The sequence below is a fragment of the Conexibacter sp. CPCC 206217 genome, from assembly GCF_030646165.1.
Lineage (GTDB): Bacteria > Actinomycetota > Thermoleophilia > Solirubrobacterales > Solirubrobacteraceae > Conexibacter.
The window spans coordinates 108,198-128,607 of sequence record NZ_JAUTDO010000008.1 but is presented as its reverse complement, the minus strand read 5'-3'; the positions used below and the strand labels follow the sequence as shown (position 1 = coordinate 128,607).

Genomic DNA, 20,410 nt, shown 5'->3' with positions numbered 1-20,410 from the left:
ATTAGCGATATTGCCGGCTGTTATTGTCCCCGTGAGAGTGACATTACTCTGATATCCGCCGGGAGGAACACCGACGGTGAGATTAGTAGCCGTGGCAGTTATCGGTGTTCTCGTTCCAGGTGCGCCTGGTCCGATGACAATAGCGCTCGCAGCGCTCGTTATCGCCATGCCTGCAACCACAGCAAGAGCAGTCACGAACAGCAATCGCAACTTAAACATATATTACCTCATTCTTTATTGTGCTGGCTACTAGAAGCCATGCAGTAAAGCGTGTGAGCGCCACACAGATCCCCCCTTTCAACCCGCTCTCATCAGTCGACGCGCGGCACACACGCTGTTGCACATGATACTCTAGAAATGCAGTAGATGCAATAAGCCAGGATTTAGCTCTTCTACAGGGCGCGGCCATGGCCGCGCCAATCACTCTCGCCGCTCCGGACCCGAAACCATTCGCTATCCACTGCGTGAGACTCGCTCTGCCTTCCAGCCGATCGGCTACACCTGTTTTGACGCACCGCGTTGCCTCTAGAGCCATATGTGTCTACCATTAGTATGTCGGAAAGTGGGTCATCGGCTAGGAGGAGTGGATGAAGCAGATCGCGTACCAGCGCCAATGGCGCAAAACCATGTGCGCCGTCACCGGCATTGCGACGGCGCTGGCAATAAGCTCCGGGTCGGCCATCGGGCGGACGTATGAACAGGTGTCTCCGCCTGACAAGACTGGCGGCGACGTTCTCGTGGAGGCCGCTAACATTCCCGCCTCGTTTCTCGTGGATAGTGCTCCCTCGGGCGATTCGGTAGCGTTCATCTCCGGAACGCCATTTGCCGGTGCATCAGTAGGCGCATTTCGCATATCGTATGTGGCCCGCCGGACCGCAGATGGGTGGAGCACCGTGCCTGAAGCTGCTGCCGAGCATGGAAGTTTCAGCGCGCAAGCGCCAGTCGGCGGATATTCGGATGATCTGACAAAGGCGATAACGCTGGCTCAAGATCCCGTCCTTGCCCCAGACGCTTCCGCGGGGACTCTCAACTACTTCCTCAGTGCGGTCGGCCGACCCGGCTACACCACTCTCACGCTCGACACCCTGCCGAATCCTGCGCTCTATCCGGACATCTCGTACGTTGGCTCGTCGAGCGACGCGTCGCACGTCGTCTTCCAAGACTCCAACGCCCACACGGCAACCGCGCCCGCTGGCGTCACAAACCTCTACGAGTGGACGGCTGGAGCAGTCAGGTTGGTGAACGTCCTCCCCGATAGCTCGCCAGCGGCAGCAGGCGCCGTCGCCGGTGGCGGCGCGTCGGGAAGCCTGCTCAACACCGTGTCATCCGATGGCAGCAAGATCTTCTTCACGACGCCAAATGATGGTCGGATCTATGTGCGACTTGACGGCACGGAAACTCGACCGGTGTCACAGTCCCAGAAGCTTACCCCAGACGTGCCACAAGCAGCAACCTTCTGGACAGCAACCCGTGATGGGAGCAGCGCCTACTTTACGTCGGATGAACAACTCCTTGATGGCGACCAAGACACAAGGACTGATCTCTATCGATATCGCGTCGATGACGGCAGCCTTGAGCTCCTCACCGGAGGGACAGTCGGGGATCTGACAACGGTATACGGGGTTATCGGGGCTGGTGACAATGGCGATTCCGTCTACTTTGTCGCTAGCGTCGATGACGGGATGACCGTCGGGATCTATCTTTGGAGAGGCGGCAGCATCGAAGCCGTCGCGCCGACGTTCGGTTCGTCGGGAACGTTTGCCGGGCCGGGACAAACGGCTCGGGTCTCGGCTGACGGTTCGGGGCTCGTCTTCGCGTCCGAGGACAATCTGACGACTTACGATTCGAGAGGATCTCGTCAGATCTATCTTTACGACGCGGATCGGAAGATTATCTCGTGTGGGTCTTGCCCATCGAACGGGCAAGAACCTGTCGATTCCGCAGTCCTGCCTCCTGGGACAAGAGGTAGCCGGTTCGGTACCGAACCGGCCATCTACCAGAACTCGATCTCTGCCGACGGGCGGCGCGCGTTTTTCAGCACACGTCAGCGTCTCGTCCCAGGTGACGTCAACTCCCAGTTCGACGCGTATGAAATTGCCGACGGCACAGTCAGGCTGATCTCATCGGGCCAAAGCCAAGATAATTCATTTTTTCAAGACGCGAGTAGTGATGGCAGTGACGTGTTCTTCACAACGCGTGAGCAGTTGGCTACCTCCGACAGAGACAACAACACCGACCTCTATGACGCGACCCTCAATGGCCGGCCGGCACGCCCCCTGCCTGGTGCCGAATGTTCGGGAAGCGCGTGCCAGCCGTCGCCGCGAACTTTAGTTGATGTCCCACGTCTGGGCTCGTCTACGCCCGCGACTTCGGAAAACGCACCCGATCTGTCAGTCGCTCCGGTCTTTTCCGTGAAAAGAATCGGTAAGGCTGGCTGGAGACGATTTGCCGCCACCGGCCGCCTGCGGCTGACCATGACAGCAAGTACTCGAGGAGCCTTCACGGCGGAACTCCTCATCACACACAGCGGGGCGACGGTCGTAGCCGACAAGCACACCGCAACGCTCACCAGGAATCGAAACGCGACGATCGTCCTTCACGTCAACAGATTCGCCAGGTCTGTACTTGCGAGGAGAGGAATTACACGCGTCCGGGCCGTCGTTCGGTTCTCAAGCGTCGCCAAGCCGGTCACGCTGCGTCACGTCGTGCGGCAACGAGTCGGCTCCAGCGCGCTCAAGGCGGGCCCTAGAAAGGCAGAACGATGACATGTGGGCCACTGACATACGGCAAACGTGGTCTCCGGGCGTCCGCTCCGGCGATCCTGCTGTGCACGATGCTGATCTGCGCTGCGGGGTGGACGCAGACGGCGCGCGGCGCCGAGCTTTCGATCGACGGCTTCGATGGACTCGTCTCGAACGCGGACGGAGCAGCGGCGACCGCCGCCGGGTCACATCCTTACCAAGCATCGACAACGATTCTGTTCGCGGGAGTGCCCGACGAGTCGGTCAAGGACATCGTCGTCGACCTCCCCGCTGGTTTCGGCGGAGATCCCTCAGCAACTCCGAAGTGCTCGAAGGAACGCTTCTCCCAACTGGGATGCTTGCCATCCGCGCAGGTAGGTCTCGCCACGGTGGATCTCAATGGTTCACTTCTCACGTATCCTGTCTTTAATCTTGTGCCGAGCGATGACTCTCCTGCACAGTTTGGATTTCATCCGTTGAGCATTCCAGTTGTCCTCAATGCCGCGGTGCGCTCCGAGGACGACTATGGCCTCTCAGTGCTTGTCCCGGGCATCCCGCAGTCATCGCCGGTCACGGGCACATCACTCACATTCTGGGGAGTTCCGGCTGACCAGAGCCACGACCCCGCACGAGGCATCCCCGCCTCAGGCTGCTACGGCGATCACCTCGATCCCGTTTGGGACCCGATCATCGACTGTTTCGCGACGCCGACCCGAGCTAACGTCACGCCAAAGCCTTTCCTCACCCTCCCAACCGAATGCGCAGGCCCAGTCCGGACGAACCTCCGCGTCGCATCCTGGCAGGACCCGACCGACTGGAAGTACTCGTCGTTCGATTCGCACACGCCTGCTCCCGAGAACAGACCGGTTGGGTCGGAGAACTGCGACAAGGTCCCATTCGATCCGAGCCTGACGATGCAGCCCGTCATGAGAGAAGCCGACACCCCGTCCGGCTTCGAGGTGCATCTGAGAATGCCGTACAGCACCGATCCGACCGGGCTGGCGCAGGCGGCGTTGAAGAAGGCTGTGGTGGCGCTGCCGGCGGGGGTGCGGGTTTCGCCTCCGTCGGCCGCCGGGCTGGGAGGGTGCGCCCCGGAGCAGATCGGGCTGAGAGTCGACGGGCCGGCGAGTTGTCCGGGGAACTCGAAGATCGGGACGGTGACGGTGAGAACGCCGTTGCTCGACAATCCGCTGAGCGGGTCGATCTACCTCGCGCAGCCAACTGCCAGCGAGTTGATCAAGCTCTATCTCGTCGCGGCTGGCAGCGGGGTGCGAATCAAGCTGGCCGGTGTGGTCGATCGTGACGGCGCAGGCAATCTCACCGCCACGTTCGACAACAACCCGCAGCTGCCGTTCACGGACCTCGCGCTCGAGTTCAACGACGGGCCGAAGGCGCCGCTGGTGCTGCCCGAGACGTGCGGGACGCACACGACCAAGACCACGTTCACCGCATGGAGCGGCAAGGTCGCGACGTCGGAGGACTCGTTCACGGTCAGCGCGGACGGGCAGGGCACGCCCTGCGGTGCTCCCGGGTTCGACCCGGCGCTCGTCGCGGGCAGCGTCGACGCGCGCGGCGCGAAGGACTCGTCGTTCATGCTGCAGTTCTCGCGCGGCGGCCGTCAACAGGACCTCTCCGACATCGATGTCTCGATGCCCAAGGGACTGTTGGCGCGGATCGCCGACGCTGACCTCTGCTCCGATGCGGCGGCCAGCGCCGGCGCCTGCGGACCGAACTCGCTGATCGGCAGAGCGGACGTCGCCGCCGGCGCCGGGCCGCTGCCGTTCCGGCTCGGCGGCAAGGTGTACATCACCGGGCCGTACAAGGACGCTCCGTTCGGGCTCTCGATCGCGGTGCCGGCTGTCGCCGGGCCGTTCGACCTCGGGCTCGTCGTCGTGCGAGCGGCGATCTACACCGACCGCAACACGGCGCAGCTGCGGATCGTCTCGGATCCGATGCCGACGATCCTGCAGGGGATCCCGCTGCAGATCCGCGAGGTGATGGTCACCGTCGACCGGCCGCGCTTCATGTTCAACCCGTCCAACTGCACGGCGTCGAGCGTGAACGCGGCGATTCGATCGGCGCTCGGCACAGTCGCGAACCGCAGCACCCTGTTCCAGCCGGTCAGCTGCGCCAGCCTGCCGTTCACGCCGAAGATGACGCTGAAGGTCGGCGCGAGAGGCAAGCTGACAAGAGGCAAACGCACCCCGCTTGACGTCACGTTGACGATGCCGCTGGGCCAAGCGAACAACAGATCCGTTGAGGTGACCCTGCCCAAGGCGCTCAATTCGCGCCTCGACGTCGTCAACCGCAGAAGCGCCTGCACGATCGAGCAGTTCCGTGCAGAGAGATGTCCGATGGCGGTGGGTACCGGGACCGCAGTTACGCCGCTGTTGCGAGACCCACTCAGAGGGGCGGCGTACTTCGTCTACACCCCGGACCGCAGACTCCCGGACCTCGTCGTGCGACTCAAGGGTCAGGTGGCGATCGATCTCGTCGGCAAGGTGACGATCACCAGAGATCTCAGACTCCGGACGACATTCGACGCCGTCCCGGACGCGCCGATCACGAAGTTCAGCCTGAGGCTCGAGTCCGGGCCGAGAAACGGCCCGATCGGCGTCGTCAGGAACCTCTGCCTGCCGGCGACCAGACGAGGCCTCAAGGCCGACCTCGCGTTCGTTGGACAGAACAACAGGCAGATCAAGCGCTCGCAGGCGATCACCGTCGCCGGTTGCGGCAGAGCCAGCCCGAGAGCGCAGACCAGACAGAGAAGAACCAACAGAGGTAGAAACGCGAGCGCCAAGCGCAGAGCCGGCGCGAGACGTTGACGTCGGACTGACGTAGCGGACCGGCACGGGGCGGCACCCAGAGCTGGGTGCCGCCCCGCCAGTCAGACGGACTGCGCGGTCGCGAGCGTATCCAGGAACGCTTCCTCCCAGATGTGACACATGCTGGAGATCGTCTCGGCGGTCCCCCAGCGCCGAGCGCGTTCACGCTGCTTGCGATGCGCTCGAGGTGAATTGACGAGCTGGTCGATCGCCGCGAACCACTCGTCGTCGCCAACGAGCTGCCCGCCCTGGTCCTTACCCAACCCAGCGTACGGCCCCAGGTCGGACGCAAGCCACGGAACGCCGGCGGCCGCGTACTCGCGCACCTTGACGTTCGAACGGGCACGACCGAACGGGGTATCCGCCAGCGGTGCGATGCCGAGATCGACGTCAGCGAGCTCCCGTGTGAGCATGTCGAAGGAGACGTTCGGACTCGCGCGGTAGCGCTCGTGGTCCAACCCCAAGTCGAGCCCTATCGTCACCACGCGCACACATTCGTGTCGCTCCATCGTCTGCTGCAACACCGCGGCGAGACCAAGCAGCTCAGCGTCGATGGCATGCTCCGCACAGGCGTGCCAACCGATCACGAAACCGTCGTGGCCGATTGCGTTGGTGCCAGCGAATCTGTCGAGCAGATAGTTGTCGATCACCTCTATCGTGGGCGCGCCCGCCTCCTCGAAGCGATCCGCGAGTGCCTCGCTCGGCGTCGTCACGAGGTCGACCTCCGGCAGACGCGCGAGCAGGTTCGCGAACTGCTTCTGCCCACTTGCGAACCGATCGCTGCCGACGATCGCCTCGATCTCAGGCGTCCCCGCGCCCATGTCGTCGTCCTCGTCGAACGAGACGAGCGCGCCCGCCTCGTGCAGATCAGCGATCGGGTCGTGGCCGTCGAAGAAGCTGATGCGGTGCAACTGCACCAGATCGCAGCCGATGAGCGGCGATATATCGAGCCTCTCGCCGCGTTCGAGTCTGACGCCGACGACCTCGTAGCCGAGCCCCTGCAGTCCCATCATCGGGATGACTACGCGATAGAGCGCGTTAACGGTATCTGAATACACTGCCCCCAGTCTCATTACCAGATTATAGTTCTTCGAGGTCGCGCTATGTCGCAGTCGCGCAGGCCGGGACCTGGTCGCGGCCGGCGTGCGCTCGCAGGGCATCGCGATAGGCTGCGCGAAGGAATGGACTTCGCTGCTGAGGGGCTGCTGGAGGGGATCGACGACGCGCGCGAGCGCGCCGAGCGAGTCGCGCTGCTGGAGCGGCTGCTGGCGGAGGGCGTGACGCTCGACGAGCTGCGGCGGGCGGCCGCGGAGGACCGGCTCGCGCTGCTGCAGGTCGAGCGGATGCTCGGCACCGAGGAGTTCACGCCGCGCGAGGTCGCGCAGGCGGCGGGGGTGTCGCTGGAGCTGGTGCTGCTGCTGCGCCAGGCGCTCGGCCTGCCCCGGCCCGGCCCGGACGACCGCGTCCTGACGGCGAGCGACGTGGAGGCGGCCGCGCGGCTGAAGGAGTTCGAGGCCGCGGGGCTGCCGGAGGAGGGGATCCTCGAGGTCGCGCGCGTGCTCGGCGAGGGCCTCGCGCGCGTGGCGGCGACGTTGCGGCCGCTCGTGCGCGACGCGTTCCTGCAGCCGGGGATCGGCGAGCGCGAGCTGAGCGAGCGCTACGCGACCGCGAGCGCGGAGCTGGGCCCGCAGCTCGGCGTCGTGATGCAGCACATCCTCAACATGCACCTGCGCGACCAGCTGCGCACCGACGTCGTCGGGCGCGCGGAGCTGGCGCGCGGCGGGGTGCTGGGCGCGGTGACGATGTCGATCGCGTTCGCCGACCTCGTAGGCTTCACGAAGCTCGGCGAGCGCGTCGCGGCGGAGGAGCTGGGCGCCGTCGCGCGGCGACTCACCGAACTGGCCGGCGAGGTCGCCGCAGCCCGCCCGCCGGTACGGCTGGTGAAGACGATCGGCGACGCCGCGATGCTCGTCTCACCCGATCCGGACGCGCTGCTGGAGACCTCGCTGGAACTGGTCGGCGCCGCCGAGGCGGAGGGCGAGGAGTTCCCCAGCCTGCGCGCCGGCCTGGCGACCGGTCAGGTGCTCGGCCGCGCCGGCGACTGGTACGGCAGCCCCGTCAACATCGCCAGCCGCATCACCGGCATCGCCCGCCCCGGCACGGTGGTCGCCGCCGGCGCGACGCGTGAGGCGGTCGAAGCCCAGGCGTCCGCCGACCACTGGCAGTGGTCGCCGCTGCCAAACCGCCGCCTGCGCGGAGTGGACCATCCGGTACCGCTGTTCCGCGTGCGGGCGATCGCTGCGGACCGATGACGGCTCAACCACGCGTGCCGGTCAAGAGGAGCGCAAGTTTGCTGCGGTAGAGCAGCAGTAGCCCGTCGGTCCTCCCCTGCGCGGGCGTGCGCAGGACCCGCCCGCGGCTACGCGGCCGTCTCGGCGGCGGCCTCGACGAGCAGTTCGTCGGCGAGCGAGCGGACGTCGGAGTCGAGGTGGCCGCAGAGGATGTCGCGCAGCAGGGCGCGGAGGTTGCCGGACAGCTCGTCGAAGAGCGCGTCGGCGTTCGCGTCGGGCTGGGCGAGGCCGGCGATCACGGTCCGCTCCAGCGTGACCGCGCGGGCGACCCGCTCGGCCAGCTCGGCGCGGTGGCCGGGCAGCGCGCAGATCACCGCGAGGCGCTGTGCGAGGCGGCCGCTGTCGGGGCCCTCCGGCTCCAGCAGCGCGCGCAGCGCGAGCAGGTCGTCGGTCAGCGCCTCCAGCGGCGCGATCCGCTCACGCGCCATCTCGAAGCGGTTCAGCGCCCACGCGACCTCGCCGGCGCGCGGCGTGCGGCGGGCGACGAGGCTGCAGAACGCGCGCAGTTCGTCCTCCTGCTCGACCACGAGCGTCGAGCGGCCGCGCGCGCGACCGCTGCCGCCCAGCGGGGCGACCTGCCACGGGCCGCCGTCGAGCCGCGCCCACGCCAGCGGACCGAGCGCGTAGGAGCCGTCGTCGAACAGCCGCAGCGCGCTCAGCAACCTGCGAAAGCGGGTGCGGGCGGCGGTCAGCGGCGGGCCGGCGAGCTTGTCGCCCTCCAGCGTCAGGACCGCCAGCACCGTGCCGTGCTCGACTTCGCCGGGCGTCGACCAGACGGCCTCGGGCGGCACGTCGGGCATGTTCTCCCCGCGCGCGAGCGACAGCCCTTCACCGAGCGGGACGTCGTCGGACTCCAGCGCCAGCCCGAACAGCGGGGCGACGACGAGCGCGACCTGACGCCCCTCGTAGAGCGCCGTCTCCAGCTCCGTGTAGGCGGCCGCGAAGCGCTCGGGCTGGAAGCCGAACTCGCTCGACTCGGCATACACCGCGGACAGGAAGGAGCGCAGGACCGCGTCGGCGCGCTCGCGGTCGTCCGGCGGGATCCGCGGCTCGCCGCGCTTGCGCAGGTACGCGTCGATCCCGTCGATCGTCGCGATCATCCGCGCCGCCGGCAGGTAGGTCGGCAGGCGGTCGAGGATCCCCATCCGCGAGCGGATGAAGTTGCCCGTCAGCGGCCGGTAGCAGTAGAGGGCAGAGCGAGCACCGGGCTCCTCGATCACCTCGAACGGGATCTCAGCCCCGCGCGCCGTCTCCGCCGCCAGCTGCAGACCCGAGTCCTCGGTGAAGGCCTGCAGCAACTGGTGGAGCGTGCGATTGCGCATGCAGAGGCGTTCGCCGCCCGAGCGTCCCGCTCCTTCACACGCACGGACGCTTGCAGCAAGCAGGCGCGCTCGAGCGCGCAGCTACGCCGCAACCGGCGAAGCGGGCACGACAAGCGACGCGTCGTCACCGTCGTCGGAGACCGAGCGAGCCGGCGTGCACTCGCCCTCGGCCCCGAGCCACAGCCGTCCGTAGCTGCGCATGTCCTCGATCAGCGGCACGAGCGCGCGGCCCTTCTCGGTCAGCGCATACTCGACCCGCGGCGGGACCTCGGGGAAGGTCTCGCGTGCGACGATCCCCTCCTCTTCGAGCGCCCGCAGTCGCAGCGACAGCGTGCGCGGGCTGATCCCGCGCAGCGACCGCTCCAGCTCGCAGAAGCGCTGCCGGCCCTCGACGAGGTCGCGGACGATCAGCAGCGTCCACTTGCCGCAGACGATCTCGGCGGTTGCGCACACCGGACAGTTCTCGTCATACGCCATACGCCAGAGGATACCGCAACGCTTCACGAACTGAAGTGGGCTCAGCCGGCGCCGCGGCCAGTCGCGACGCCGAATCGCCGGATTCGCCCCTCAGCCGCGCAGCATCTTCGACAGGCCACCGGCCGCCCCGGCGAGCGGGTTGCCGGAGACCATCCCCTCCGACGGCTGGATCAGCACCCAGCCCTCGCCCGCGAAGGCGATCTGCAGCGTCTCTCCCGACGATCTGCCGATCAGGCTCTTGAGGTTGACGTCGGTCTTGACCGCCGTCGAGACGCCCGAAGACCAGAGGATCGCGGACTGCGCGTCGGCGAACGTCGGTGCCGCTGCGACGTCGAGGCGCAGGGGCGGCCCGTCGGTCACGATCGCGACCCAGCCGGTGCCCTTCAGCGCGATGTTCGACATCCCGCCCGCGATCGCGGAGCCGGCGTCCTTGACGCGCTCGATGTCCCAGTCGATCCCGGCGTCGAACGCCAGCACGTGTGGCCCGTTGCAGGTGATCTTGTCGTCTTCGAGGTGGATCAGGTGGATGTCCTGCGCGGCGTCGGCGAGGAACACCTCGCCCTGGCCGGTCACCTTCATCAACTCCGCGCCCTCGCCCGAGACGGCCTTCTTCAGCATCCGGCTCATCCCGCCCGAGCCGGCGTGCTCGAACGTGACGTCGCCCTGGTAGGCGACCATCGAGCCGATCTTCGCCTGGATCGTGACCGACTCCAGCCGCACCTTCAGCAGCTTCGAGTTCTGCAGCGTGAACGATTCGGTCGAGGTCGTCTCGGCGAACTGGTCAAGCGTCGTCTCCACGGCGGCGGGTCCTTTCGAGGTGGCGGTTGCGCAGGGCTGGACCGCAGCGAAACAGTCGCGCCGGAGTTCGTCAAGCAAGCGACGCAGAACTGGAGATCTCCCCTATCCCGAAGGTCTGAGGTCGCGGGAAAGCCCCGGGCCCCATCCGCTGGCGCAACCCCCGGCGATCGTCTCGAACGGTCGTCGCACCAGGAATCGGCGCCACAGCGGCCGCGGCACGGTAGGTTCGCGAGATGGACGCGACGCTCTACACGATGGATATCTCCAACCCCGGCTGGAGCGCGCGGCTGGCGTTCGAGCGCAAGCGCCTCGAGCCGCGGATCGTCAACCTCCCGGCGGGCATGCATCCGGCGCTGCTGTGGGCGCGCGGCTACCGCAGAGGGACCGTCCCCTCCGCGCGGATCGAGGGCCGCCGCGTCGAGGGCTCGCTGGAGATCGTGCAGGAACTGGAGCGGCTCGTGCCGGAGCCGTCGCTCTACCCCGCCGACCCGCGGCGGCGCGCCGCCGTCGAGGAGGCGGAGCGGTGGGGCGAGGCGGTCTTCCAGGGCCTGCCGCGCAGCATCGCGCGCTACGCGATCGCACACGACCACGCGACGCGCGTCTGGTTCATGCGCGAGCACGCGGGGATGCCGCTGCCGGCGGTCTCCGCGACCGTCAGCCTGCCGGTCGCCTTCGCGATGGCGGCGAGAGCCGACGGCACCGAGAGGGGCGCGCGCGCCGCGCTGGAGCAACTGCCGGCGGCGCTTGACCACGTCGATCAACTGCTGGCCGACGGCCTGCTCGGCGACGACGACGGCCCCAACGCCGCCGGCGTCCAGATCGCCCCGAGCGTCGCGCTGCTGGCCGGCCTCGCCGACCTCGCCGACCACGTCGAGGGCCGCCCCGGCGTCGCCTGGGCGCGGGCGTTGCTGCCGGGCTTCCCGCTCGCCCCCGGCTCGCAGGCGATCGTCAAGCTGCGCAGCGGCGCCTGAACGACGAAGGGCCCCGGCGAACCGGGGCCCTTCTGAGAAACGGAGCGACCGGGAAGAGCGGGCTACGCCACGTCGCGGAGCTTCTGCGCCTCCGCGAGCGACTGCAGCTTCTTCAGCGACTGGTTCTCGATCTGACGGATCCGCTCGCGCGTCACGTTGAACGTGCGGCCGACCTCGTCGAGCGTGCGGGGATGCTCGCCGCCGAGGCCGTAGCGCAGCTCCAGCACGCGGCGCTCGCGGTAGGAGAGGTTCTCCAGCGCCTCGCGAAGGGCTTCCTTCGTGAGGATCTCCGCGGCGCGCTCGTACGGGGACTCGGCGCGCTCGTCGGCGATGAACTGGCCGAACTCCGACTCCTCCTCGTCGCCGACCGGCTTCTCGAGCGAGACCGGCGCCTGCGCGGAGCGCTTGATCGAGTCGACCTCCTCCGGATCGATCCCCGTGACCTCGGCGATCTCCTCGGCGGTGGGCTCGCGGCCCAGCTCCGTGACGAGCTTGCGCTCGGCGCGGCCGATCTTGTTGAGCTTCTCGACGACGTGCACCGGGATGCGGATCGTGCGCGCCTTGTCGGCGAGCGCGCGGGCGATCGCCTGGCGAATCCACCAGGTCGCGTAGGTCGAGAACTTGAAGCCCTTGCGGTAGTCGAACTTCTCCGCGGCGCGCACGAGGCCGAGCGTGCCTTCCTGGATCAGGTCGAGGAACGGCAGGCCCTGGTTGCGGTAGTTCTTCGCGATCGAGACGACGAGGCGAAGGTTCGACTCGACCATCTTCTGCTTCGCGTCGAGGTCGCCGCGCTCGATCCGCTTGGCGAGGTCGACCTCCTCCTGGGCCGTCAGCAGCCGGACCTTGCCGATGTCCTTCAGGAACAGCTGAAGGGAGTCGGTCGTCATGTCCGGCTTGAGGTCGAGCGCCGTTCTGGCGCGGCGGCCGCGACGTCTGTCGGGCGCCCGCTCGACCTGGCTGTTGGCGGCCGTGGCCGGATCGATCTCCTCGACGAGCTCGATCTCGGATCTTTCGAGGAACCCGTGCAGGTCCTCGACGTCGGACTCGTCGAGATCGAGCTCGCTTACAGCGGTCGCGATCTCGGCGTACGTCAGGACACCCAGCTGCGTACCGCGATTGACGAGGCCCTTGATCTCTTCGAGTTCCTGAAGTTCAGCTACAGACATCTGGTTCCGTTTCTCGTCGCGTGCGCCACCCCAACTCCGGCCGTCGGCGCGATCATCAGACGCGGATGCGCGCAAGAAGCGCGCACCACCGCCATCCAAACATGGCCAGGAGTCTAGCTACTTCGCATTTGCAGAGTCAAAGCGTCGGCGCCAGTGGGGGAAGGGCCTGCCCGGCAGTCGGGCGTCGGTGCGCGCGTCGAACTCCACTACCTACTACGCAGAACGTCGCGCAACGTTTCAAGTTTCGCGACGGATTCGTTCAGATGATCGGCCGGGCACGACGGCGCTTGAGCGCGCCTGTTCCCGGTGCGATGTTTCACGCGCCAGCCCCGCCCGCCGAGCGCGCTTCCCGGGCAGTGTTCTGTACAGTTCCCGCCGCCACGCCGAACGACGCTACGTCCTGCGCAGCGTCGACGGGGGACCCATTGCGAGCCTCGGCTCGCGGGGGCGAATCGGTCGCAGTCCGGACCGTAGCGGCGCGCCTTGCTGGCGTCGCGAGCCCGACAGCTCACCTCGTAGGCACCGGCAACCCATCTATGAGCCTTCGTCGTCGCCCTGTCGCCATCGCTGCTGCCGCCATGCTCGCGGCCGCCTTCGCGTCCACCCCCGCCATCGCGGCGACGGGCGGCGCCTCAGCCGACCCCGACCAGCTGTCCGCCGACGCGAGCGCGCCGACCGGCGCGACGCTGGCGATCGGCACGCCGGTCGCGACCGCCAGCGCAAACGGGATCACGATCAGCTCGAAGGCCGCCGCGCTGCTGAAGCAGCGCGCGACCGTCACGGGCCTCGCCCCGGCGAACCTCGGCAGCGTCTCGATCGAGGCGCTCGACCCCAAGCTCGCGACATGGGCGCCGGTCGCGACCGCGACGATCGACCAGGACGGCACCTTCGCCGCCGCCTGGCGCCCGAGAACGCTCGGCGCCCAGCAACTGCGCGCGGTCGCCGCGACGACCGCCACGCGCTCCACCGGCAGCGCGCCGCAGGTCGCCGTGACCGTCTACCGGCCGGGACTCGCGAGCTGGTACGCGCCGAGCTCCAACGGCGGCTCCAAGACCGCCTGCGGCGTCAGACTGACGAAGACCACGATCGGCGTCGCGAACAAGACGCTGCCGTGCGGCACGCAGGTCGAGCTGTACTACCACGGCAAGAAGATCGTCGCCCCGGTGATCGACCGCGGCCCGTTCATCGACGGCCGCACCTGGGACCTGACGAAGGCGACGCACAAGGCGCTCGGCGGCCTCGACGGCCTGATCACCGTCGGCGCCCTCACGGTCACCACGGTCCCGAAGCTCAAGACGCCCTTCCAGGCGCCGGCGCTCTGAGCGCACCGCCTCGCGGCGCCGGACACGATCCGCCGAGCCTCGTGGGACTCCCTCCCTGTCGGCTCGGTCAGGTCGCGCCCGCCATCCACGATCCGGCACGCGCAGAGCGCCGGTTTCGTCGCATCGACGCTCAGCGCACGAGCCGCGGGCCCGGGCGGTTCGGGTCGTTCTCGGCGCCCTCGGGCTGCGGGATCGCTTCGCCGATGCGGGCGCCGGCGGCGTTCGCGGCCAGCATCGCCTCCTCGGCGCGGTCGATCAGCGTCGCGGCGTCGCGGCCGTCCTCGCCGTAGACGGCGAAGCCGATCGTCGCCGCCAGCGGCGCGCCGTGCCACGCCTCGCCCTCCTCGACGCCGGTGCCGATCCGCTCGGCGAGCGCGAGCGCGCCCGCGCGGCCGACGGCGGGCGCGATCACCCAGGCGCGGCCCTGATGGTCGGAGGCGACGAGATCCTGTCGGCGGATCGCCCTGCGGATCGCCTGCGCGAGCCGGCCGTACGGCACGTGCGCCTGCCCCTCCGGGGCGCTCGCGGCGACGCGCTCGCCGTCGACCAGCTCGACGCGCAGCAGCGCGAGTCCGCCGCCCTCGCGCTGGCAGCGGTCGATGTGCCGCTCCAGCGTCGCGATCCACAGGTCCGAGTCGTCCATCGCCGCCGCCGGCCCCTCGCGCGGGTCGATCGCGGGCCGTTCGGGCAGCGGCGTGACGGACGCGTGCGCGCCGCGGGCCTCGTCCCGCTCTTCGACGTCGAGGTCGACGTCGGCCTCCCGCTCGGAGCGAACCCAGTCCGGCTGCACGGCGCCGTTGCGGGCGTCGGCCGCGCGCTCGTGGGGAGCTGGCGTCAGCTCGTACGACGACCGCTCCGGGTCGGGCTCGCCGGCGTCGGCCGGCTCCGCGCGCGGCGGCTCCGCCCGCGACGGCGCGGCCTGCAGCGGCGCGGCGTGGTCGGCCGGCTCCGCGCGCGGCGGCGCGGCTTGCGGCGGCTCGGCGCCGCGCGGCGTCGGAGGCGCATCGGCGGCCACCGCCGCCTCGCTCAGCGCCGTCCCCATCACGACCGCCGTGACCTCCGCCAGCCGCTCTGCGAGCGCGCCGACGGCGCCGGCCTCGCGTGTGCCCGCGCGCGCGTCGAGCGCGGCGACCCAGAGACAGGCGCGCAGGGCGTCGACGGCGGCGATCGTCGCGGCGGCGTCGGCGGCGCCGCTGAGCGGGCCGATGCGGCGCACGAGCGGGGCGAGGTCGCCGGACGGGCGCAGCCGGTCCAGTTCGAGGTCGGAACCGAGGCCGCGCGCGACGGCGGCGCACAGCGCCGGCCCCTCGGCCGCGAGCGTCGCAGCGGGGAGCGTGCCGACCGCGTCGAGCGGAGCACGCTCGAGCAACAGCAGCAGCCATCCCTTCGCAATCGTCTGAGCGCGCCCCCCGAGAGTCTCGACCGTCCCCCACCCGATCGGCTCCGGGCGACGAGGACGGGGCGTCCCCGATTCCTTCATCCGAGGGTCTATACCAGCAGCGCAAGACGAGTGCGAGCGCAGATGGACACAATGAACCCGTGCCCAGAGTCCTGATGCCGATCGCGCAGGCCCGCAAGCTGGTCCTCGCCGCGAGCGTCAAACTGCCAGAAACCCCGGTACCGCTTGGGATCGCGCTCGATCGCGTGCTCGCGCGCGACGTGGTCGCGGCGGCCGATGTCCCGCCATTCGGAAATTCGGCCATGGACGGCTTCGCTGTACATCACGGAGCGTCCAGTCGTACGTTGCGGATCGTCGGCGAATCGCGTGCCGGAACGCCTGCCACGGCGGTGGTCGGCGCCGGCGAGGCGGTCCGCATCTCGACCGGCGCCGCGCTGCCGCCGGGCGCCGACGCCGTGATCCGCGTCGAGGACACGAGCGAGCACGACGGCGAGGTCACGCTGAGCGCCGCCGTCCCCGCCGGTCACAACATCCGCGCGGCGGGCGAGGACCTGCGCGCCGGCACGACGGTGCTGCGCGCCGGCACGCCGCTCGGCCCCGCCGAGCTGGCGATCGCGATCGGCGCCGGCCTCGGCGAGGTCGTCTGCGCGCGCGCCCCGCGCGTCGCCGTGCTGTCGACCGGCGACGAGCTGCGCCCGCCCGGCGCTCCGCTCGGCCCCGGCGAGATCCACAACTCCAACGCCGTCATGCTGGCCGCGCTCGCGCACCGCGCGGGCGCCGAGCTGACGACCGTCGAGCAGGTCCACGACGACCCCGATTCGACCGCGCGGGCGTTCGCCGCCGCGCTGGAGCAGGCCGACGTCGTGATCGCCTCCGGCGGCGTCTCGGTCGGCCCGCACGACCACGTCAAGCCGGCGCTCGCCGCGCTCGGCGTCGAGCAGCGCTTCTGGAGAGTCGACCTGCAGCCCGGCAAGCCGACCTGGTTCGGCGCGCGCGGCGAGCGGCTCGTGTTCGGCCTGCCCGGCAACCCGGTCTCCTCGTTCGTCACGTTCATGCTGTTCGCGCGCCCGGCGCTGCTGGCGCTGCAGGGTCACGCGCAGCCGCTGCCGCCGCGCGCCCAGGCGCAGCTGACGCAGCCGCTGCGACGGCGCGACCGCGAGCAGGCGGCGCGCGTGCGGCTGACGGAAGCAGAGGGCGTGCTGCGCGCGACCCCGACCGGCGCGCAGGGATCGCACATCACCGCCTCGCTGACCGGCGCCGACGGCTTCGCGTTCGTCCCGTCCGGCGACGGGGACGCGACGACGGCGGCCGTCGAGCGGATCTGAGCGGCGCGGGGTAAGGCGACGATGCGCGAGCGAGCGGATCCGAGCCGCACGGCGAGCACGGCGATGCGCGAGTGTGCGAATCGACACGGACGCGTAGCGGCTGCGGTGCGCGAGCGCGCGGACGGGCACAATCAAGGGACCGTGGCCGCCGTCTTCGCCCTCTTCGCCCTGCTCGCCGCCGCCGTCGTCGCCGTGCGCCGGCGCGTCGCGCGCCGCAGTTGGCCGGCGCGCGCCCGCATCGTCAGCGCTGAGGACAACACGACGGTCGACGCGCACGGCGCGGTCCGCTCGACGCAGGCGGCCGACCTGACGCTGCCGGACGCCGAGCTGGAGAAGCTCTGGAGCCCGCCGCAACTGGAGCGCCTCGCGCGCACCTACTGGCGCTTCCTCTCGCGCGCGACGCTCGGCGTCGTGCGCGTCGACTACAGCGAGACGCAGCGCACGGTCGTGCTGCTGCGCCAGCCACTGCGGCTGCTGCGCTTCCAGGCGCCCGAGTACGAGATGGACGGCGAGCGCGGGATCGTCCGCTGGCGGATCGAGGACGGGCTGCTGGTCGCCAGAGCGGGTCGCCACGGCGACGGCTACCTGCAGCTCGACGTGCGCCGCTGCGGTCCGGCCGACGGCGAGCCGGGCATGCAGCGGATCCACATCGAGGTCGAGGTCGCGAACTTCTACCCCTCGATCGCCCACAGCATCAGCAAGCACGTCTACCGCTGGACGCAGTCGGCGATCCACGTGCTCGTCACGCACGGCTTCCTGCGCTCGCTCGCGCGCCTGGACCTGGCCGAGTCGCGCGTCGGCCGCTACGCGGTGCCGGAGAACGTCGCAGACGTGCCCGACCCGGGCGAGCCGGCCGACTCGCCGACGCGCCCGCTCTGAGACCTCCCGAAGCGGGAAGTTCCCACCGACGCAGCGCAGCGCCAGCTCGCCGCCGTGGAACTTCCGACCTGAATCGGCCCCCGGGCCGATTCAGCCGTAGCGCTCGCCCGTGATCGCGCGCAGCTTCGTGCGGTCGTGCGTCGCCAGCACGCGACGCACGGTGCCGGAGCGGGAGCGCATCACGAGCGACTCGGTCGTCGCGCCTCTGCCGCGGTAGCGGACGCCCTGGAGGACGTCGCCGTCGGTCACGCCGGTGGCGGAGAAGAAGACGTCGTCGCCCCAGCAGAGGTCGCGCGTCGTGAGGATTCTCGAGAGGTCGTAGCCGGCGTTGACGGCGGCGTCTCTCTCGGCCTCGTCGCGCGCCCACAGGCGCCCGACGATCGCGCCGCCCATGCAGTGCAGCGCGGCGGCGGTGATGACGCCCTCGGGCGTGCCGCCGATCCCGTACAGGAGGTCGACCGGCGAGCGGTCGCTGACGGCGAGCAGCGCGGCGGAGACGTCGCCGTCGGTGATCAGGCGGATGCGGCCGCCGGCCTCGCGCACCTCGCGCATCGCTCTCTCGTGGCGCGGGCGGTCGAGCATCACGACCGTGACGTCGCCGATGCCCATGCCCTTGCGGTCCGCGACGAGCTTCAGCGTCTCGGCGAGCGGGCGGTCGAGGTCGAGCAGGTCGGCGACCTCGTCGTTGCCGGCCATCTTCTCCATGTAGACGATCGGGCCCGGATCGAACATCGTGCCGCGCTCGGCGAGCGCGATCACGGCGATCGCCGACGGCATGCCGAGGGCGCAGAGGCGCGTGCCCTCGAGCGGATCGACGGCGATGTCGACCTCCGGCGCGGAGCCGTCGCCGATCGTCTCGCCGTTGTAGAGCATCGGCGCCTCGTCCTTCTCGCCCTCGCCGATCACGACCGTGCCGGTCATCGGCACCGAGTCGAGCACGAAGCGCATCGCGTCGACGGCGGCCTGGTCGGCGGCGATCTTGTCGCCGCGACCGACGAGCCGCGCCGCGGCCAGCGCCGCCGCTTCGGTGACGCGGGCGAGCTCGAGCGCCAGGTTGCGATCGGGGCGGTTCTGATTCGAGGTCATGGAGGGGGCGGCGGTCGGGTGGTTACAGGGGCGCCGGAGGCGCGGACGCTACCACCCTCCCCCAGAATGTCGGACGATATGCCCAGTTCGACCGGCCGCCGCGCGCGCTAGCGTCCGCCGCGCGATGCAGTTCACCCGCCTCCAGCCCGATCCCGGCCCCGTCGACAGCGACGCGCTGCTGGGCGACCTCGGCCTTGCCGCCCGCGCTCACCCGGATCGCCCGTACGTGATCTCGAACTTCGCCACGACCGCCGACGGCCGGATCGCGCTGGAGGGCCGCTCCGGCGCGATCGGCGACGACGGCGACCACGAGCTCTTCCGCCGCCTGCGCACGCAGGCCGACGCGCTGCTGGTCGGGACCGGCACGATCGGGCAGGAGGGCTACGGCAGACCGATCCGCGCCGACGACCTGCGCGCGCTGCGCGAGCGGATCGGGCTGGCGCCGTCGATGCCGCTCGCGACGATCACGCGCAGCGGCCGGCTGCCGCTGGAGATCCCGCTGTTCCAGGATCCCGACGCGCACGTGATCGTCTACACGACCGCCGACGCCCAGCCGCCAGCGGTTCCGGCGCGCGTCGACCTGCACCGCGTCGACAGCGAGCGCGACGGTCCGCTGCTGAGCGCCGCGCTGCGCCACATGCGCGTCGAGCACGGGATCCGCAGCGTCCTGTGCGAGGGCGGCCCGCTGCTGTTGAGCGGGCTGCTGCACGAGCGGCTCGTCGACGAGCTGTTCCTGACGATCGCGCCGCTGCTGGCCGGCGGCGGACCGGACCCCGCGATGACCACCGGCGCCGCGCTCGCCGACCCCGCGCGGCTGGAGCTGCTGTGGACGCTGGAGCGCAACGCGTCGCTGTTCCTGCGCTACGGCGTGCGTGACTGAGACCACCGGCCCCTGCGCACCGCACCGCGTTGTGGTGCTGGCACGACTGAGGACCGCCAGCGCGACGAGTAGATTGATTGGCGCCCCCGCAACCGCCCGAGGACAGGCAGCCGGATGATCCAACTGACCGTCGCAGGCGACGCAGACGCCGCCGCCCGCATCACCGCTGAGCGCGTCGTCGCCGCGATCGACGCGGCACGCCAGGAGCGCGGCGTCGCGCACATCTCGCTCGCCGGCGGCAGAACCCCTGCGGGCGCCTACCGGCTGCTGGCGCAGCTGGTCGCCGACTGGAGCGGCGTCCACCTGTGGTTCGGCGACGAGCGCTGCGTGCCGCTCGACGACTCCGACAGCAACTACAAGCTGATCGTCGACAACCTGCTGCGCGACGCGCAGCAGCCGCCCCCGACGATCCATCCGGTCACCGGCGCCGACGCCGATCCGGCCGGCGCCGCGGCAGCCTACGCGCAGGAGCTGCTCGACGAGCTCGGCGGCCCCGTCCCGCGCTTGGACCTCGCGCTGCTCGGCCTCGGCGAGGACGGCCACACCGCCTCGCTCTTCCCCGGCGACACGGCCGCGCTGCAGGAGCGCGAGCGGCTCTGCATCTCCGTCCACGGCAGCAAGCCGCCGTTCGACCGCATATCGGTCACGCTGCCGGTGCTGCACGCCGCGCGCAGAGCGATCTTCCTCGCCGAGGGCGCCGGCAAGACGTGGGCGATCGGCCAGCTGCTGGCCGGTCCGTCGGAGCGGATCCCGGCGAGCCTGGTCGACCACGAGGACGCGCAGATCGAGCTGATCGCCGACGAGGCCGCCGCGCCGCCGAGCTGATGTCGACCGGTTTTCTCGCCATTGCGCCGACGCGCCAAAGCTG

At 69.8% G+C, this 20,410-nt stretch carries 16 protein-coding genes and 1 riboswitch; of the genes, 9 read left to right on the top strand and 7 right to left on the bottom strand.

Features of this window, described 5'->3' with window-relative positions:
* Nucleotides 1-587: 587 nt before the first annotated feature.
* Together Q7L65_RS21570 and Q7L65_RS21565 are read left to right on the top strand one after the other, a co-directional pair.
* Nucleotides 588-2,765, top strand: coding sequence for a hypothetical protein (locus Q7L65_RS21570; protein WP_304724391.1), 2,178 nt, complete (start codon nt 588-590; stop codon nt 2,763-2,765).
* Between the two features lie 902 nt (nt 2,766-3,667).
* A complete protein-coding gene (locus tag Q7L65_RS21565) occupies nt 3,668-5,566 on the top strand; it encodes a hypothetical protein (protein WP_304724389.1) in 1,899 nt (632 codons plus the stop codon).
* Between the two features lie 62 nt (nt 5,567-5,628).
* Here Q7L65_RS21565 and Q7L65_RS21560 read toward each other — a convergent pair whose 3' ends face one another.
* A complete protein-coding gene (locus Q7L65_RS21560; protein WP_304724387.1) occupies nt 5,629-6,639 on the bottom strand; it encodes a hypothetical protein in 1,011 nt (336 codons plus the stop codon).
* Between the two features lie 108 nt (nt 6,640-6,747).
* Here Q7L65_RS21560 and Q7L65_RS21555 point away from each other — a divergent pair, with 108 nt between their 5' ends.
* Nucleotides 6,748-7,878, top strand: coding sequence for an adenylate/guanylate cyclase domain-containing protein (locus tag Q7L65_RS21555; protein ID WP_304724385.1), 1,131 nt, complete (start codon nt 6,748-6,750; stop codon nt 7,876-7,878).
* A 107-nt stretch (nt 7,879-7,985) separates the two neighbouring features.
* Here Q7L65_RS21555 and Q7L65_RS21550 read toward each other — a convergent pair whose 3' ends face one another.
* From Q7L65_RS21550 to Q7L65_RS21540, 3 genes are all read right to left on the bottom strand, one after another.
* Complete coding sequence (locus Q7L65_RS21550) at nt 7,986-9,239, bottom strand: hypothetical protein (protein WP_304724383.1); 1,254 nt, start codon at nt 9,237-9,239, stop codon at nt 7,986-7,988.
* Between the two features lie 81 nt (nt 9,240-9,320).
* Nucleotides 9,321-9,716: a helix-turn-helix domain-containing protein gene (locus Q7L65_RS21545; protein WP_304724381.1), complete on the bottom strand. Its 396-nt coding sequence runs from the start codon at nt 9,714-9,716 to the stop codon at nt 9,321-9,323.
* Nucleotides 9,717-9,806: 90 nt separating this feature from the next.
* The gene (locus Q7L65_RS21540) at nt 9,807-10,514 is read right to left on the bottom strand and encodes an AIM24 family protein (RefSeq protein ID WP_304724379.1); all 708 of its coding nucleotides are present in this window, start codon (nt 10,512-10,514) and stop codon (nt 9,807-9,809) included.
* Between the two features lie 233 nt (nt 10,515-10,747).
* Here Q7L65_RS21540 and Q7L65_RS21535 point away from each other — a divergent pair, with 233 nt between their 5' ends.
* Entirely contained in the window at nt 10,748-11,485 is a 738-nt protein-coding gene (locus Q7L65_RS21535) for a glutathione S-transferase N-terminal domain-containing protein (protein WP_304724377.1), read from the top strand.
* Nucleotides 11,486-11,547: 62 nt separating this feature from the next.
* Here the strand turns inward: Q7L65_RS21535 and Q7L65_RS21530 are convergent, their stop codons facing one another.
* A complete protein-coding gene (locus tag Q7L65_RS21530; protein WP_304724375.1) occupies nt 11,548-12,651 on the bottom strand; it encodes an RNA polymerase sigma factor RpoD/SigA in 1,104 nt (367 codons plus the stop codon).
* A 382-nt stretch (nt 12,652-13,033) separates the two neighbouring features.
* A riboswitch (cyclic di-AMP (ydaO/yuaA leader) is annotated at nt 13,034-13,172 on the top strand.
* Nucleotides 13,173-13,229: 57 nt separating this feature from the next.
* Between Q7L65_RS21530 and Q7L65_RS21525 the strand changes: the two genes are divergently transcribed.
* The gene (locus Q7L65_RS21525; protein WP_304724373.1) at nt 13,230-13,973 is read left to right on the top strand and encodes a septal ring lytic transglycosylase RlpA family protein; all 744 of its coding nucleotides are present in this window, start codon (nt 13,230-13,232) and stop codon (nt 13,971-13,973) included.
* A gap of 130 nt (nt 13,974-14,103) precedes the next feature.
* On the opposite strand, the gene Q7L65_RS21520 is transcribed toward Q7L65_RS21525, so the two are convergent.
* Nucleotides 14,104-15,342 carry a diguanylate cyclase domain-containing protein gene (locus tag Q7L65_RS21520; protein ID WP_304724371.1) on the bottom strand — a complete coding sequence of 413 codons (1,239 nt, stop codon included), beginning with the start codon at nt 15,340-15,342 and terminating at the stop codon, nt 14,104-14,106.
* A 185-nt stretch (nt 15,343-15,527) separates the two neighbouring features.
* Between Q7L65_RS21520 and glp the strand changes: the two genes are divergently transcribed.
* The gene (gene glp / locus Q7L65_RS21515) at nt 15,528-16,697 is read left to right on the top strand and encodes a gephyrin-like molybdotransferase Glp (protein ID WP_304724523.1); all 1,170 of its coding nucleotides are present in this window, start codon (nt 15,528-15,530) and stop codon (nt 16,695-16,697) included.
* A gap of 141 nt (nt 16,698-16,838) precedes the next feature.
* Nucleotides 16,839-17,576, top strand: coding sequence for a hypothetical protein (locus Q7L65_RS21510; RefSeq protein WP_304724369.1), 738 nt, complete (start codon nt 16,839-16,841; stop codon nt 17,574-17,576).
* A 90-nt stretch (nt 17,577-17,666) separates the two neighbouring features.
* On the opposite strand, the gene glpX is transcribed toward Q7L65_RS21510, so the two are convergent.
* Nucleotides 17,667-18,662 (bottom strand): class II fructose-bisphosphatase, encoded by a 996-nt coding sequence (gene glpX / locus Q7L65_RS21505; protein WP_304724367.1) that lies wholly within the window; start codon nt 18,660-18,662, stop codon nt 17,667-17,669.
* Between the two features lie 124 nt (nt 18,663-18,786).
* On the opposite strand from glpX, the gene Q7L65_RS21500 reads away from it, so the two are divergent.
* Nucleotides 18,787-19,542 carry a dihydrofolate reductase family protein gene (locus Q7L65_RS21500; protein ID WP_304724365.1) on the top strand — a complete coding sequence of 252 codons (756 nt, stop codon included), beginning with the start codon at nt 18,787-18,789 and terminating at the stop codon, nt 19,540-19,542.
* A 114-nt stretch (nt 19,543-19,656) separates the two neighbouring features.
* Nucleotides 19,657-20,367: a 6-phosphogluconolactonase gene (pgl, locus tag Q7L65_RS21495; RefSeq protein WP_304724363.1), complete on the top strand. Its 711-nt coding sequence runs from the start codon at nt 19,657-19,659 to the stop codon at nt 20,365-20,367.
* The last annotated feature ends 43 nt before the right edge of the window (nt 20,368-20,410 follow it).

Excerpts from the sequence above, each read along its gene's own strand:
- Q7L65_RS21570 (WP_304724391.1), top strand. The coding sequence starts at position 588 with ATGAAGCAGATCGCGTACCAGCGCCAATGGCGCAAAACCATGTGCGCC.
- Q7L65_RS21565 (WP_304724389.1), top strand. The coding sequence starts at position 3,668 with ATGAGAGAAGCCGACACCCCGTCCGGCTTCGAGGTGCATCTGAGAATG.
- Q7L65_RS21560 (WP_304724387.1), bottom strand. The coding sequence starts at position 6,639 with ATGAGACTGGGGGCAGTGTATTCAGATACCGTTAACGCGCTCTATCGC.
- Q7L65_RS21555 (WP_304724385.1), top strand. The coding sequence starts at position 6,748 with ATGGACTTCGCTGCTGAGGGGCTGCTGGAGGGGATCGACGACGCGCGC.
- Q7L65_RS21550 (WP_304724383.1), bottom strand. The coding sequence starts at position 9,239 with ATGCGCAATCGCACGCTCCACCAGTTGCTGCAGGCCTTCACCGAGGAC.
- Q7L65_RS21545 (WP_304724381.1), bottom strand. The coding sequence starts at position 9,716 with ATGGCGTATGACGAGAACTGTCCGGTGTGCGCAACCGCCGAGATCGTC.
- Q7L65_RS21535 (WP_304724377.1), top strand. The coding sequence starts at position 10,748 with ATGGACGCGACGCTCTACACGATGGATATCTCCAACCCCGGCTGGAGC.
- Q7L65_RS21530 (WP_304724375.1), bottom strand. The coding sequence starts at position 12,651 with ATGTCTGTAGCTGAACTTCAGGAACTCGAAGAGATCAAGGGCCTCGTC.
- Q7L65_RS21525 (WP_304724373.1), top strand. The coding sequence starts at position 13,230 with ATGCTCGCGGCCGCCTTCGCGTCCACCCCCGCCATCGCGGCGACGGGC.
- glp (WP_304724523.1), top strand. The coding sequence starts at position 15,528 with ATGCCGATCGCGCAGGCCCGCAAGCTGGTCCTCGCCGCGAGCGTCAAA.
- glpX (WP_304724367.1), bottom strand. The coding sequence starts at position 18,662 with ATGACCTCGAATCAGAACCGCCCCGATCGCAACCTGGCGCTCGAGCTC.
- Q7L65_RS21500 (WP_304724365.1), top strand. The coding sequence starts at position 18,787 with ATGCAGTTCACCCGCCTCCAGCCCGATCCCGGCCCCGTCGACAGCGAC.
- pgl (WP_304724363.1), top strand. The coding sequence starts at position 19,657 with ATGATCCAACTGACCGTCGCAGGCGACGCAGACGCCGCCGCCCGCATC.